11 protein-coding genes are annotated in these 14756 nt (G+C 60.2%); 8 read left to right on the top strand and 3 right to left on the bottom strand.

Translation table 11 applies throughout. The annotated features are described in order from the left end of the window. Window positions 1-86 precede the first annotated feature (86 nt). Genes ACYYKW_RS21850 through ACYYKW_RS21830 form a run of 5 tightly spaced genes read left to right on the top strand, consistent with a single transcriptional unit; the run spans window position 87 to window position 6631 of the window. Window positions 87-3578: a response regulator gene (locus ACYYKW_RS21850; RefSeq protein WP_093101721.1), complete on the top strand. Its 3492-nt coding sequence runs from the start codon at window positions 87-89 to the stop codon at window positions 3576-3578. Further along, window positions 3578-4411: a CheR family methyltransferase gene (locus tag ACYYKW_RS21845; RefSeq protein ID WP_090283324.1), complete on the top strand. Its 834-nt coding sequence runs from the start codon at window positions 3578-3580 to the stop codon at window positions 4409-4411. The genes ACYYKW_RS21850 and ACYYKW_RS21845 overlap by 1 nt, the downstream gene beginning before the upstream one ends. After that, on the top strand, window positions 4408-5001 hold the full coding sequence (locus tag ACYYKW_RS21840) for a chemotaxis protein CheB (protein ID WP_090283325.1): 594 nt from the start codon (window positions 4408-4410) through the stop codon (window positions 4999-5001). Before ACYYKW_RS21845 ends, ACYYKW_RS21840 begins: the two co-directional genes overlap by 4 nt. Next, window positions 4995-6209: a hybrid sensor histidine kinase/response regulator gene (locus ACYYKW_RS21835; RefSeq protein WP_090283326.1), complete on the top strand. Its 1215-nt coding sequence runs from the start codon at window positions 4995-4997 to the stop codon at window positions 6207-6209. The genes ACYYKW_RS21840 and ACYYKW_RS21835 overlap by 7 nt, the downstream gene beginning before the upstream one ends. A gap of 44 nt (window positions 6210-6253) precedes the next feature. Next, window positions 6254-6631 carry a response regulator gene (locus ACYYKW_RS21830; RefSeq protein ID WP_016774860.1) on the top strand — a complete coding sequence of 126 codons (378 nt, stop codon included), beginning with the start codon at window positions 6254-6256 and terminating at the stop codon, window positions 6629-6631. A gap of 36 nt (window positions 6632-6667) precedes the next feature. Here the strand turns inward: ACYYKW_RS21830 and ACYYKW_RS21825 are convergent, their stop codons facing one another. From ACYYKW_RS21825 to ACYYKW_RS21815, 3 genes are all read right to left on the bottom strand, one after another. Then, window positions 6668-8338 (bottom strand): ATP-binding protein, encoded by a 1671-nt coding sequence (locus tag ACYYKW_RS21825; protein ID WP_090283327.1) that lies wholly within the window; start codon window positions 8336-8338, stop codon window positions 6668-6670. Then, window positions 8335-9837 (bottom strand): ATPase domain-containing protein, encoded by a 1503-nt coding sequence (locus ACYYKW_RS21820; protein WP_090283328.1) that lies wholly within the window; start codon window positions 9835-9837, stop codon window positions 8335-8337. The genes ACYYKW_RS21825 and ACYYKW_RS21820 overlap by 4 nt, the downstream gene beginning before the upstream one ends. 123 nt (window positions 9838-9960) lie before the next feature. Then, window positions 9961-11016, bottom strand: a complete 1056-nt coding sequence (locus ACYYKW_RS21815) for a tetratricopeptide repeat protein (protein ID WP_464991137.1) — start codon at window positions 11014-11016, stop codon at window positions 9961-9963. Between the two features lie 171 nt (window positions 11017-11187). Here ACYYKW_RS21815 and ACYYKW_RS21810 point away from each other — a divergent pair, with 171 nt between their 5' ends. The 3 genes from ACYYKW_RS21810 to ACYYKW_RS21800 are packed head-to-tail and all read left to right on the top strand — an operon-like array spanning window position 11188 to window position 14471. Continuing rightward, on the top strand, window positions 11188-13323 hold the full coding sequence (locus tag ACYYKW_RS21810) for an FUSC family protein (protein WP_464991136.1): 2136 nt from the start codon (window positions 11188-11190) through the stop codon (window positions 13321-13323). Next, a complete protein-coding gene (locus tag ACYYKW_RS21805) occupies window positions 13313-13513 on the top strand; it encodes a DUF1656 domain-containing protein (RefSeq protein ID WP_093101719.1) in 201 nt (66 codons plus the stop codon). Before ACYYKW_RS21810 ends, ACYYKW_RS21805 begins: the two co-directional genes overlap by 11 nt. A gap of 4 nt (window positions 13514-13517) precedes the next feature. Further along, the gene (locus ACYYKW_RS21800; RefSeq protein ID WP_336356980.1) at window positions 13518-14471 is read left to right on the top strand and encodes an HlyD family secretion protein; all 954 of its coding nucleotides are present in this window, start codon (window positions 13518-13520) and stop codon (window positions 14469-14471) included. Window positions 14472-14756 lie beyond the last annotated feature (285 nt).

The raw sequence follows: 14756 nt of genomic DNA, 5'->3' as shown, positions 1-14756 counted from the left end.
TGCCATCAAAAGCGTCAGAAAAATGGATCCAGACCGGGGTTTTCGGGCAAACTCCACGTTTTTCAACAGTTCGACAAGGCTGCCTCATGTCCTCTCCGTCTTCGGTTGATGAACAACGGTTCCGTAAACTCCTGACTCGCAACATCAGCCTGCCCTTGGGCGTTGGCGCACTGAGCGCCGTGTTTTTCGTGTCGCTGATCACCTATCTGTTGTCGGTTATCCAGTGGGTGGAGCACACCGACCGGGTGATCAATAACGCCAACGAAGCGGTGAAGCTCACCGTGGACCTGGAAACCGGCATGCGCGGCTACCTGCTCAGCGGTGACGAGCACTTCCTCGACCCGTACGAGACTGCCAAACCGCGGATCGCCGTGGCGCTCAGTACGTTGCTCGAGCTGACTGCCGACAACCCTGTGCAGACGGATCGCATTCGTCGTCTGCAGGCGTTGCAGGTCGAATGGGCCAATTACGCGCAATCAATGATCGATCTGCAGCGCAGCAGCGGCGATTATCGTGGCGCGGTCAAGGCCGGGCGCGGCAAGCGCCTGACCGACGAAATCCGCAAGCAGTTCGAAGACGTCATCGAGACCGAGCAGGTATTGCGCGCCACGCGTAATGAAGAAGTGCGGCGTACCACGATCTGGAGCATCAGCCTTTATCTGCTGTTCATCGGCGTCATCAGCGGTTTGCTGGCGTATGTCGGTCGCCGTGATCTGGTCAATCTTTCGCAAAGCTATAGCGCGACCCTGGCGGCGCAAGAGGCCAGTGCCGAGCGCCTGGAAAAACAAGCATGGTTGCGCAATGGCCAGACGCAACTGGCCGAGCAAGTGTTGGGGCAACTGACGCTGAATCTGTTGGGGCGCAATATTCTGCAGTTCTGCGCGCAGTACCTGGGCACTGCCGTGGCCGCATTGTATGTGCGCGAAGAGCACGGCGGACTGAAACGCGTGGCCACTTACGGGTTCTCCCGTCAACAAGAAGAACAGGAACAAGCGATCTTCAGTGGCGAGGGCATTGTTGGCCAAGTGGCGCAGCAGGCGCGGCTGATTCGTCTTGATGCGGTGCCGAGCGACTACTTCAAAGTCAGCTCCGGCCTCGGTGAAGGCTTGCCGCACAGCGTGCTGGTGGTGCCGACCAGCGACGACGAACGCGTCAATGGCGTGATCGAACTGGGCTTTCTGCGCCCGCTGAACCAGCGCGACATCGAATTGCTGGAACTGATTGCCGGCAACATCGGCACTTCCATCGAAGCGGCGCGTTACCGTCAGCGCCTGCAGGAAGTGCTGGCCGAAACCCAGCAGTTGAACGAAGAGTTGCAGGTGCAGCAGGAAGAACTGAAAACCGCCAACGAAGAGCTGGAAGAACAGTCGCGGATTCTCAAGGAATCCCAGGCGCACCTGGAAACCCAGCAGGTCGAGCTGGAGCAGACCAACGAGCAGCTTGCCGAACAGGCGCAAACCCTGGCCGAGCAGCGCGATGCCATGGACCAGAAGAACACCGAGCTCAATCAGGCCCAAGTGCAACTGGAAGAACGCGCCGAAGAGTTGCAGCGTTCAAGCAAATACAAGTCTGAATTCCTCGCCAACATGTCCCACGAACTGCGCACGCCGTTGAACAGCTCGCTGATTCTGGCCAAGTTGCTCGCGGAGAATCCGCAGGAAAACCTCAGCGCCGAACAGGTCAAGTTTGCCGAGTCGATCTATTCCGCCGGCAACGACTTGCTCAACCTGATCAACGATATTCTCGACATCTCCAAAGTCGAGGCGGGCAAACTCGAAGTGCTGCCCGAGAACACCAGCGTCGCGCGTCTGGCCGAAGGCTTGCGCAACATGTTCGAGCCATTGGCGACGGACAAGCAGCTGGCCTTCACTGTCGACCTGCAACCGGGCGCGCCGGCCATGCTGTACACCGACCGCCAGCGCCTGGAGCAGGTGATCAAGAACCTGCTGTCGAACGCGTTGAAGTTCACCGAGAAGGGTTCGGTGAGCCTGACCATCGCCGGCCAGCCTGACGAGCATATTGCATTCATCGTTCGCGATTCGGGCATCGGTATTGCGCCAGACCAGCAGGAAAGCATTTTCGAAGCGTTCCGTCAGGCCGATGGCACCACCAACCGCAAATACGGCGGCACGGGTCTGGGCTTGTCGATTTCCCGTGATCTGGCGACCTTGCTCGGCGGCTCGATCAGCGTCAGCAGCACGCCGGGGCAGGGCAGTGTGTTCACCCTGCTGCTGCCAACTCAGTACAGCGAGTCCGCTGAAGTGGCATCGGCGCCGTTGACCTTCACGCCGCCTGCGCCAGTCGCGCCTGCAGCGCCAGCGCTGAATGTGTCACCGCTGGCGCCGGTACACATCCCGCGTTTCGCCGATGACCGCGACAAGGCTCCGTTCAACACACGCTGCATTCTGGTGGTGGAAGACGAACCGAATTTCGCCCACATCCTCTATGACCTTGCGCACGAGCTGGGCTATCAGTGCCTGGTCGCCCACGGTGCCGACGAAGGCTACGACCTGGCGAAAGAGTTCGTCCCGGATGCGATCCTGCTCGACATGCGCCTGCCAGACCACTCCGGCCTGACCGTGCTGCAACGTCTCAAGGAACACGCCGGCACCCGGCACATTCCGGTGCATGTGATTTCTGTCGAAGACCGTGTCGAAGCAGCGATGCACATGGGCGCCATCGGCTATGCGGTCAAACCTACCACCCGTGAAGAGCTGAAAGACGTATTCGCCCGTCTCGAAGCCAAGCTGACGCAAAAGGTCAAACGCGTGCTGCTGGTCGAGGATGACGATCTGCAACGCGAAAGCATCGCGCGGCTGATCGGCGATGAAGACATTGAAATCACCGCGGTGGGCCTGGCCCAGGATGCGCTGGAGCTGCTGCGCACGACGATCTACGACTGCATGGTCATCGATCTGAAGTTGCCGGACATGCTCGGCAATGACCTGCTCAAGCGCATGTCCACCGAGGACATCTGCTCGTTCCCACCGGTGATTGTCTACACCGGGCGCAACCTGACCCGCGACGAAGAATCCGAACTGCGCAAGTATTCGCGCTCGATCATCATCAAGGGTGCACGCTCGCCGGAGCGCTTGCTTGATGAGGTCACACTCTTTCTGCACAAAGTCGAATCGCAGTTGTCCCATGAACGGCAGAAGATGCTCAAGACCGCACGCAGCCGCGACAAAGTCTTCGAGGGCCGCAAGGTGCTGTTGGTGGACGATGATGTGCGCAACATTTTCGCCCTGACCAGTGCCCTGGAGACCAAAGGCGCAGTCGTGGTGATCGGCCGTAACGGTCGTGAGGCGATTGAGAAACTCAACGAAGTCGAGGACATCGATCTGGTGTTGATGGACGTGATGATGCCGGAAATGGACGGTTTCGAAGCCACCATTGAAATCCGCAAGGATCCTCGCTGGCGCAAGCTGCCGATCATTGCGGTCACGGCCAAGGCCATGAAGGACGATCAGGAGCGCTGCCTGCAGGCGGGCGCCAATGATTATCTGGCCAAGCCCATCGACCTGGATCGTCTGTTCTCGCTGATTCGTGTGTGGTTACCGAAGATGGAACGCATTTAGTGGAACGCAGTACACCCGCCGAACGAAACAGCGAAATTGAGCTGCGCCTGTTGATCGAGGCGATTTATCTCAAGTACAGCTACGATTTTCGCGATTACTCCGGCGCTTCGATCAAGCGCCGGGTGCACCACGCGTTGAGCCAGTTCGAGTGCGCGACGATCTCGGCGCTGCAGGAAAAAGTGCTGCATGACCCGACGGCGTTCATGCAGCTTTTGCAGTTGCTGACGATTCCGGTCAGCGAAATGTTTCGCGACCCGTCGCACTTCCTCGCCATCCGCAACGAAGTGGTTCCGCTGCTGCGCACCTATCCTTCGCTGAAAATCTGGATTGCCGGCTGCAGCACGGGCGAGGAGGTCTATTCGATGGCGATTCTGCTGCGCGAAGAAGGCCTGCTCGATCGCACGATCATCTACGCGACTGACATCAATCCACGCTCGCTGGACAAGGCCAAGCAGGGGATTTTCTCGATGGAGAACGTCCGCGCCTATACCGCCAATTACCAGCAGGCCGGTGGTCAGCGCTCGTTCGCCGACTACTACACGGCGGCCTATGGCTACGCGATTTTTGACAAGACCTTGTGCGAAAACGTGACGTTTGCCGATCACAGCCTGGCCACCGACAGCGTATTCTCCGAAACCCACTTGATTTCCTGCCGCAACGTGCTGATCTATTTCAACAAGAAGCTCCAGGATCGGGCCTTCGGGCTGTTTCATGAGTCGCTGTGTCACCGCGGCTTTCTGGTGCTGGGCAGCAAAGAGACGCTGGATTTTTCCAACTATGCCAACCGGTTCGAAGGGCTGGTGAAGCAAGAACGGATTTACCGCAAAACATGAACGAAGCGGCGGTTTTGCCTCGCGTCGAGGCCGTTGTAGTCGGAGCGTCCGCCGGTGGCGTCGAGGCGCTGCTGAGCCTGCTTGGGCCGCTGCGCCGTGGCTTCAGATTGCCGATCATTGTGGTGTTGCACCTACCCGAAGAACGCCGCAGCCAATTGGCCGAAGTCTTCGCCCGGCGCCTGCAAATGCCGGTGGTCGAGGCTGCCGACAAGCAGGATATCGAAGCCGGCACGGTGTATTTCGCCACGCCCGGTTATCACCTGTCGATTGAAATGGACCGCAGCTTTTCCTTGAGTCAGGAAGACCGTTTGCACCATTCGCGGCCCTCGATCGATTTTCTTTTCGAGTCCGCCGCCGACGTTTACGGACCAACGCTGGCCGCGGTTTTACTGACTGGCGCCAATCACGATGGCGCGCGCGGACTGGCGCAAATCAAGCGCTGCGGCGGTTTGACCATTGTCCAGGACCCCAACGAAGCGCAGGTCGCCACCATGCCTCAGGCTGCAATGAACATTCGGCAGCCGGATCATGTCCTACCCATTCACGACATCAGCGGTCTGCTTGTCGAGCTGGAACGAATCGCATGCTAAGTAACATCCAAGCCAAACTGCTGATCGTCGACGATCTGCCGGAGAATCTGCTGGCACTCGAAGCGCTGATCAAGCGCGAAGACCGCACGGTCTACAAAGCCCTGTCAGCGGATGAGGCGTTGTCGTTGCTGCTGCAGCACGAGTTCGCCATGGCCATTCTCGATGTGCAGATGCCCGGCATGAACGGCTTCGAACTCGCCGAATTGATGCGCGGCACCGAGAAAACCAAGAACATCCCGATCATTTTCGTCAGCGCCGCCGGCCGCGAGTTGAACTACGCGTTCAAAGGCTACGAGAGCGGGGCGGTGGACTTTCTGCACAAACCGCTGGATATCCATGCGGTGAAAAGCAAGGTCAACGTCTTCGTCGATCTGTATCGCCAGAGCAAGGCGTTGAAGCAACAGCTCGAAGCGCTCGAACAGGCGCGTCGCGAGCAGGAAGCGTTGCTGCAACAACTGCAAAGCACACAGGCGGACCTCGAGCAGGCCGTGCGCATGCGCGATGACTTCATGTCGATCGTCGCCCACGAAGTACGCACGCCGCTCAACGGTCTGATCCTCGAAACCCAGCTGCGCAAGATGCACTTGGCCCGCGACAACGCTTCGGCGTTCACTCTCGACAAGATGCACGCCATGGTCGACCGCGATGAGCGGCAGATCAAAAGCCTGATTCGCCTGATTGAAGACATGCTCGACGTGTCGCGCATTCGCACCGGCAAGCTGTCGATCCGGCCAAGCCGTTTCGATCTGGTGCAACTGGTGAGCAATCTGCTGCAGAACTTTGCTCAGCAGATCGAGGCCGCCGAGACCGAAGTGTCGTTGACCGTCTTCGGCCCCGTGGAAGGACACTGGGACGAGTTCCGCATCGAGCAGGTGGTGTCGAACTTGCTGACCAACGCCCTGCGTTATGGCGGCCGCAGTCCGATTCAGGTGCGCGTCTACCGTGAGGGCGATGAAGCGCGAATCGAAGTGCAGGACCACGGCATAGGCATCAGCAAGGAAAACCAGAAGCGTATTTTCCAACAGTTCGAACGGGTTTCCGCCAAGACGGTAGTGGCCGGGCTCGGGCTGGGTCTGTTCATTTCCGAGCAGATCGTCGCCGCCCATGGCGGCTCCATCGTCGTCGAAAGTGAAATCAACGAAGGCGCCCTGTTTCGCGTTTGTCTGCCAATCCAGGAAAACGGCATATCCGACGCAACCTCTGATTGACCGTACGGTCGTATCAGCAGCTATTGACCGAACAAAGGCTTCCCATGAGCGTAGATGCACAAGATGTAGTACTCGTCGTCGAAGACGAACCGGTTATCTTGATGGTTCTGACGGATTATCTGTCGGGGCAGGGCTATCGCGTGTTGCAGGCTGAAAACGGAGAACAGGCGTTCGAGATCCTGGCGAGCAAGCCGCACCTGGACATGTTGATCACTGATTTTCGTTTGCCGGGCGGAATTTCCGGCGTGCAGATCGCAGAACCCGCCGTAAAACTGCGCCCGGATCTGAAAGTGATCTTTATCAGTGGTTATCCGCAGGAAATCCGCGAGACCGGCAGTCCGATCACCAGCAAGGCTCCCATCCTGGAGAAACCCTTCGATCTGGACGTGCTGCAGGAAAAGATTCAGGAATTGCTGGCCTGACTGCCCGGCCCGCTTGCGCGGGCCGTGGATTGGCAGTCAGTTCTTGATCATCTCGCGCACCTTGGCGGTGAGCAGATCGAAGGTGAACGGCTTGGTGATCATCTGCATGCCGGAATCGAGGAATCCGCCGCGCACTGCGGCGTGCTCGGCGTAACCGGTGATGAACAGCACCTTCAGACCGGGCCGGTATTGGCGACCGACCTCTGCCAGTTGCCGGCCGTTCATGCCCGGCAAACCGACATCGCTGACCAGCAAGTCGATGCGCTGCGTCGAATTGAGAATCGGCAATGCGGTGTCGGCGTCGCCAGCCTCTACGTAGGCATAACCCAACTCACTGAGCACCGCACAGACCAGCACACGAACCGCTGGATCGTCCTCAACGATCAGCACGGTTTCGCCGTCCAGCGCATCGGGAGCATGCTCAACGTCTGCATCGTCGCTGACCAATTCTTCGCCGCGAAAGCGCGGCAGGTAGAGTTTGACCGTGGTGCCCTGATCGATTTCGCTGTCGATCGACACGTGGCCGCGCGACTGTTTACTGAAACCGTAAATCATCGACAGGCCCAAACCCGTGCCCTGGCCGATCGGTTTGGTGGTAAAGAAGGGATCGAACGCGCGGCTCATGACACTTTGCGGCATGCCGCAGCCGTTATCGGTGACGCTGAGCATGACGTAATCGCCGGGCTCGAGATTGCTGTAGGCCTCAGTGAAATCGCGATGTAACACCTGATTGCTGGTCTCGACCACCAGTTTGCCGCCGTCGGGCATGGCGTCACGGGCATTGATCACCAGGTTGAGCAGGGCGCTTTCCAGCTGATTGGGATCTGCTTCGGCAACCCAGAGGTTTTCATCCAGACGCATCTCCAGCTGAATGCTTTCATTGAGGCTGCGCTGCAACAACTCGCCCATGGACAGCACCAGGGTGTTCATCTGAACGGCTTTGGAGTCCAGCGACTGGCGACGGGAAAACGCCAGCAGACGATGGGTCAGGCCGGCGGCGCGGTTGGCTGAGGTGACGCCGAGATCGATCAGGCTGTCGAGATCCTCGGTTCGCCCACGGGCCAGGCGCCGCCGAATCAATTCGAGGCTGCCGATGATCCCGGTGAGCATGTTGTTGAAGTCGTGCGCGATGCCACCGGTGAGCTGGCCGACCGCTTCCATTTTCTGCGATTGGCGCAAGGCTTCTTCGTTGTGGCGCAGCTGCGCGGTGCGCTCCTCGACCTGTTGCTCGAGGGTTTCGAGCGTCGATTGCAGGCGCCGTTCGCTTTCGCTCAGGTCGATCAGGCGATCGCGCGCTTCATATTGTCGTCGTCGCCCGCGCAGTGCGGCCGAGACCATACTGACCAGGGTGACGGGATGAAAAGGGCGCTCGAGGAAACTCACGTTGCCAAGCAGATCGCTCAGCCGCGACGAGGGGCCTTGTTCCTGTCCGCCGTGGTGGGTCAACAGAATGATCGGCAGATCCGACCACGCCGGTTGCTGCTCCAGCCAGGCGAACAGTGTTTCCATTTCCGGCCCGCGCAGGGCTTCGGCAGCGACGAGCAATAAGCCTGCGCCCAGTTCCAGCTGCGTACACAACTCGCCGAGGGCGGGGGTGACGACGCCACCGTAACCGGCCTCATTGAGAATCTTCAGCGCAATCTGACTGTCGCGACCCAAGGGCGCCAGAATCAGCGCCCGTTCGGCCAGTGGCACCTCGAGATTCACAAGCTGTCTTCCTGAAGCAGCGGATTGTTCGCGCCGAGGTAAGTTGGGACGCCACGCAGCACGCCCTGAAAGGCTTCCAGCGGCTCACCGATGGTCATGCCGCCCTTCGAAATACGGAATTCACGAATGGTCGATTCGTGGCTGCCGGTGCGTTTCTTGATGATGGAAATCGCGCGGCGGACCTTGCCCAGCGCTTCGAAATAACGCAGCAGCACCACGGTGTCAGCCAGATAGGTGATGTCGACCGGCGCTTGCATGTCACCGACCAGGCCATGCTGGGCGACCGTCATGAACGTCGCCGCGCCCTTGCGGTTCAGGTACAGCAACAGTTCGTGCATGTGCAGGACCAGTGCGTTCTCTTCCGGCATCGCGGCCTGGTAACCGTTGATGCTGTCGATCACCACAGTCTTGATGTCAAGCTCATCGACACAGCGTCGTACGCGATGGGAAAACTCGCCCGGCGACAGTTCGGCGGCGTCCACCTGTTCGATCAGCAGATTGCCGGTGGCCTGCAGCTCCTTGAGGTTGATACCGATGTTCTTCATGCGCTCGTGCAGCAGGCCCAGCTCTTCGTCGAAGATGAACAGCGCAGCTTTTTCGCCGCGACGCACAGCAGCGGCGGCGAAGATCATCGAGATCAGCGACTTGCCGGTACCGGCAGGGCCGAGGATCAGCGTGCTCGAACCGGTCTCGATGCCGCCGCCAAGCAGCGCATCCATTTGCTCGATGCCGCTGGAGAGTTGCAACCGCGCATACTCGCCGCGATGCTCGGCCGCCACTAGCCGCGGGAACACATGCACGCCATCACCCATGATGGTGAAGTCATGGAAACCGCCGCGATACTTCTGCCCGCGATACTTGACCACTCGCACGCGTCGACGCTCGGCACCGTAGGCGGGCGTCAGCTCTTCGAGGCGGATCACCCCGTGCGCGACGCTGTGCACGGTCTTGTCCAGCGACTCGGTCGTGAGATCGTCCAGCAGCACCACCGTCGCGTTATAGCGGACAAAGTAATGCTTGATCGCCAGGATCTGCCGGCGATAGCGCAGAGAGCTTTGTGCCAGCAAGCGGATTTCGGACAGGCTGTCGAGCACCACGCGAGTCGGCTTGAAACGCTCGACCGCTTCGAAAATCTGCTTGGTGGCTTCGCCCAGCTCCAGATCGGAGGAATACAGCAGGCTTTGCTGGTGCTCGGCGTTAAGCAGGCTTTCCGGCGGCGTCAGCTCGAAGATCTTGATGTTGTCGTCAAGCGTCCAGCCGTGGGACAGCGCGCCTTGGCGCAGCTCGCGCTCGGTTTCCGAGAGCGTGATGTACAACGAGCGCTCGCCGGCTTTTGCGCCGGCCAGGAGAAAATGCAAAGCGACCGTGGTTTTGCCGGTACCGGGTTCACCCTCCAGCAGAAACACATGTCCGCGAGACAAGCCACCGGCCAGGATGTCGTCCAGGCCCGTAATGCCGGTAGCGGCTTTCGCACTGATCAACTCGTTAGAAGTAGACAAATAATGTCCTCTCATGACTTAGGGAAGCGCGACCATCGATGCATTGGGTCGGCCTGAATAACTTGACCTTAAGCCGTGATGGCAGTTCCGCTTATTGTTTGCGGATGTTGCGGGTTTTTACGCTCAAAGACCCTGCTGCAGCGCCGGATCGTCCGGGTTCAGCTGTTCGAGTTGCGCGAGCAGAATCTGCACATTTTGCAGCTGGCCGCTTTCTTTCCAGTAATTGATCAGCAGAACCCGAGCCTTGCGGTCGGCGGGATGGCGCTGGACGATTTCCTGCAATTGCTTTTGCGCCGCCTCCAGTTCTTCTGCGCTGTGCAGGGTGGTGGCGAGGTCGTAGCGGTAATCCTTGTTGTCCGGCTCCAGTTCGACGGCTTTGGACAAACCGAGCAGGGCGTATTCACGCTGGCCATGGTGCAGCAACCACAAGCCCAGGGCGTGTTGCAAATAGGCTGAATCAGGCTGGGCCTTGAGTTGTTGAGCGAGCAATTGGCGGGCTGCGTCGCTTTGGCCCAAACGGTCGAGGACATCGATCTGCATGACCAGCGCCGGCAGATTGCCCGGTTCCAGACGCAACGAGTTCTCCAGGGCGACTTGCGCTTGCTTGAATTCGGCGTTGTGAATGTGCAGGCGCGCCAATTGCGCGTAGTTGGCGGCAGTTTCCGGTTGCGCCTTGAGGGTCTGCTCCCAGCCATCGATGGCTTGCTGCAGCGGCGCAAAATACAGCCCCAGTTCGTCAGGCGTCAGGCCGAGGAGGGCGTTGATGGCGGCAAAACGCACGTCCTGGTCCGCATCGTCGAGCATCGGCCCTACCAACAGACTGCGTTGCCCGCCCGGGACCAGCCCGACCACACTCTTGATGGCGGCCAAGCGTACTTGCGGGGCTTCGTTCTGCAGGTCGGTGTCCGCTAGTTTCAGCGCCTGGGGGCTCGGGTAGTTGGGCAGCTCGCCGTGCAGCCACACGCGGCGTTTCACCGAGATGTCCGGCCGACCCAGTTGCTGGTACAACTGGCGCGCTGCCCCCGGTTCGCCGGTGCGGGCGGCGTTCAGCGCTTCGCTGTAACCGTGTTTGATCGAATCGGGTGTCACCGGGGTGGTGCTGCGCAGCGACAACCAGGCCACAACGACGACAAGCACCAGGCCCAGGCTGATCAGCAGGTAGCGGCGAGACTGAGGCATGCGGGATTCCGAAACAGGCGTTGTTGAGCAGAGCGGCAAGCTTCGGTCAGCTCGGGCAATCAGTCAAACCCTATGCATGTGAATCCTCCTACAAGCTGCGTCGACTCAGTTGCGCACCAAGCCGGCGATGCAGTGTCTACGCTTGCAGAAGTCGCTTTGATGAGTGTGCCCATGCAAGCCCTGTTCAATTACTTCAAGGCTGTGATTCATCCCGGCCAGGCCGTTCTGCTGTTTGCCCTGCGCACCATTGTGGCGGGGTTGCTGACGCTGTATCTGGCGTTCGTGTTCGACCTCGACCAGCCCAAGTGGTCGATCATGGCGGTGGTCATCGTCAGTCAGCCATTGGCCGGGATGGCGCTGGCGCGCAGCTTCGGCCAGGTCATCGGCACGACCCTTGGCGCGGCTGTTGCGGTGCTGATCATGGCGATCTTCCCCCAGGCGCCCTTGCCCTTTATCACCACGCTCGCGCTTTGGCTGGCGCTGTGCACGGCCGGCGGAACGCTCCTGCGCTATACCAGTTCACAAGCGTTCGTGCTCAGTGGTTACACCGCGGTGGTCGTCGCGCTGCTGGCGATCCCTGATCCGGACGGCACGTTCCTGCTGGCGGTGACTCGCGTGACCGAAACCCTGCTGGCCGTGGCGTGCGTGTGCGTGGTCAGCCTGTTGACGGCGCGACCGCAAGCCGTGGCCAAGGGGTATTTCGCCAAGGTCGATCAGGTGATCAAACTGGCGGCCAGTCATGCGGCGGCAGTGCTGCGCACCGAAGAAAGCGAGGCGGACTTCCAGCGTCGGCAGCAGCAACTGCTCGGCGAAATCAGCGCGCTCGAGGGGTTGCGTCGACATCTGTACTTCGACGCGCCGCGCCTGCGCAGTGCGAATAATCTGGTGTTGCTGCTGGGCAATCAATTGATGCTGCTGACTTCGCGACTCACTGCATTACGCCATCAGCGAGAACTGCTCACCGAGCGCTGGGAGGGCGATCTGCCGCTGGAGGTGCAACGCCTGCGCAGCGAAGAACTGGCTCTTCTCGACGAGCTGGCGGAGCAGGGGCGTTCGTTGTCCAGCGAGCGCCGGCATGATTTCGTCACCTTGCAGCAGCAATTCGAAGGCTTGGCTTATCAGGCCGAGCAACTCACCGAAAACATGAGCGCGACCCTGCGCTCGCTGGCCTGGGCGTTACGCTGGGAGCAGGCGCGGCTGTTGCAGCAACTCGAACAGATTCTCGAATTGAGCGATGCGATTCAGGAGGGACGGGAGGCCAGCGTGCTTTTTCGCGGTCAGGTCAGCCCGCTGCATCTGGATTTCACCCTGGCGTCGATGAATGCGATCCGCGCGTTCACGGCGTTGCTGGTGGCCGGGTTGATCTGGATCGAAACCGCTTGGGACGGCGCGCGTGGCGGGATGATTCTGGTGGGGATTCTCTGCTCGCTGATGGCGACATTTCCGCGACCGCTGATGGCCGCGCAGAGTTACGCCCGAGGTTTGGGACTGGCACTGGTGGTCTCGGCGCTTTATCAATTCATGCTGGTGCCGGCGATCAGTGATTTTGAACCGCTGGCCTTGCTGCTTGCGCCGCTGCTGTATGTGATCGCGATCGGCCTGGCGAACCCGGCGACGACGGGGATTGCCATGGGCCTGGGGCTGTCGAGCTTTCTGATGCTCGGTCCGCAAAACGTCGGCACCGGGCAGAACACGGCCATTCAATGGTTCGAATTCGCTGGTGCCTACGTCAGTGCGGCGATGCTCGCGCTGTTGGTTTATGCGTGGATCTTCCCGTTCCGCCCGGCATTGCGCTTGCGCCGCTTGTATAACGAAGCGCGCGAGCAGGTGTATACGCTAAGCAAAACTCCAGCAACCGACGCAGAGCAATTCGCCTTCGAAAGTCGCATGGTCGACCGGCTGACCAGCATGCTCGGCCTGCTACCGGCGGCGAACAGTCGGGCCATGCAACAACTGTATGAAGTCAGCCTGGCGTGCGTGGCGTTGGGGGTGGCGATGCAGCAGTTGCGCCAGCAGGCGCAAAACAATGCGTTGCTCAGTGAGGTATTCAGTCAGCATCTGGCATCTGCACTGCGCAAGACCGGGCGTTTTGTCGCCGGGCGCGCGGATGTGCAACTGGCGCCATTGTTGACGACACTGCGTGCCTTGGGCGACGAACTGGACGATCTGCACGTCGCCAGCCACGAACATTTGTGGTCGGTATTCCGCATGCGGGTGGCCCTGCTGATCGTCGTGTCATTCCTGCAGCGTCACGGTGAGTTCATCGAACGCTCGATTCCGGAAGGAGAACCGGCCCTTGCCCATTGATTTCGAGATTGGCGGCGTGTACCTGCCGCCCATTGCCCAGGCGCTGTTGTTGGCCATACCGATCTTTCTGGTTCTGGACTGGGGGTTGCGTCGCCTCGGCGTGCTGCGCCTGGTCTGGCATGAAGCGCTGTTTGAGGGCGCCTTGTATGCGTGCGTATGCGCCGCGCTGATTCTGTTGATGGGAGCCTGATGCCTTGAAAGTGTTATTCGCGCGGTTGGTCACGTTGGCGGTGGTGGTGTTGGCCATCGTGCTGGGCTGGTTTGCCTGGGAGTATTACACCCGTGCACCGTGGACACGGGATGCACGGGTGAGGGCGGATGTGGTGTCGCTGTCGGCGGATGTTTCCGGGCGCATTGTCAGCCTGGCCGTGCAGGACAACCAGCACGTCGACAAGGGGCAACTGTTGATGGAGATCGATCCGGCGCGCTATCGCCTGGCGGTGGAGCATGCGCGGCGCTCGGTGGAGGTCGCCCGGGCGTCGCTGGGTCAGTCGCAAGCGGCCATCGTTGCCAGCGAAGCCTTGCTCAAGCAACGCCAGAGCGAGGAGCGTCGGCGGCGCAAGCTCAAGCAGGGTTTTGCGATTTCCGGCGAAGAGTGGGAAAAATCCAGCACCGATGTCGCGGTGGCCCAGGCGGACCTGTTGCGTAACCAGGCCAATCTCGGGCTGGCCGAGGCCAATGTGCAGTTGGCGGTTGCCGCGCTGACCCAGGCCGAGCTTGATCTGCAGCGTACCCGCGTCGAGTCGCCGGTCAGTGGCTATGTCACCAATCTGCTGACCCGTCAGGGTGATTATGCGACAGCGGGTGGCGCCTTGATGGCGCTGGTCGACAGTGATTCGTTCTATATCAGTGGTTACTTCGAGGAGACGAAACTGCCGCGTATCAGCGAGGGTGATCGGGTCCGTGTGCAATTGATGAGCGGGGAGACCTTTGGCGGGACGGTGCAGAGCATTGCCTTCGCCATTGCCGACCGGGAAAACGCACCGGGTAGCCGGCTGCTGGCTAACATCAATCCGAGTTACACCTGGGTGAAACTGGCGCAGCGGGTGCCAGTGCGGATCGAGATTGACGGCGACTATGCCGGGAAGAACCGCTTGCGTGCGGGTACCACTGCTACTGTGACGGTGCTTGAGGATCGTGCTTTTTAGGCGAAGCGCTGAGCTTTGTGTGCTCTGATTTTTGGGTACATATCCGTTGCTGCGGTAACGGCTGCTTAGGGTTCCGCCCTTACGGCGGGTCACCTTTTTCAAACGCCGGAGTGCCGGCCCAGCAAAAAGGTAACCCAAAACGCTTGCTCCTACGTTCGGCCCTCGCAGGCTCGGGTTCCTTCGCTGCGGGATCGATCCGGGCGCAGCGGCTACGGTTTGCTTCGCTGCACCTCCTTCCGCTGTGTCTGGCTGCGCCAGACGGTCGCTGCGCTCCCACGCCCGGAT

This window comes from Pseudomonas sp. 15C (assembly GCF_055484735.1).
The sequence above is the reverse complement of the archived record's forward strand: the minus strand, read 5'-3'. Positions and strand labels throughout refer to the sequence as shown.

Excerpts from the sequence above, each read along its gene's own strand:
- ACYYKW_RS21850 (WP_093101721.1), top strand. The coding sequence starts at position 87 with ATGTCCTCTCCGTCTTCGGTTGATGAACAACGGTTCCGTAAACTCCTG.
- ACYYKW_RS21830 (WP_016774860.1), top strand. The coding sequence starts at position 6,254 with ATGAGCGTAGATGCACAAGATGTAGTACTCGTCGTCGAAGACGAACCG.
- ACYYKW_RS21835 (WP_090283326.1), top strand. The coding sequence starts at position 4,995 with ATGCTAAGTAACATCCAAGCCAAACTGCTGATCGTCGACGATCTGCCG.
- ACYYKW_RS21840 (WP_090283325.1), top strand. The coding sequence starts at position 4,408 with ATGAACGAAGCGGCGGTTTTGCCTCGCGTCGAGGCCGTTGTAGTCGGA.
- ACYYKW_RS21810 (WP_464991136.1), top strand. The coding sequence starts at position 11,188 with ATGCAAGCCCTGTTCAATTACTTCAAGGCTGTGATTCATCCCGGCCAG.
- ACYYKW_RS21815 (WP_464991137.1), bottom strand. The coding sequence starts at position 11,016 with ATGCCTCAGTCTCGCCGCTACCTGCTGATCAGCCTGGGCCTGGTGCTT.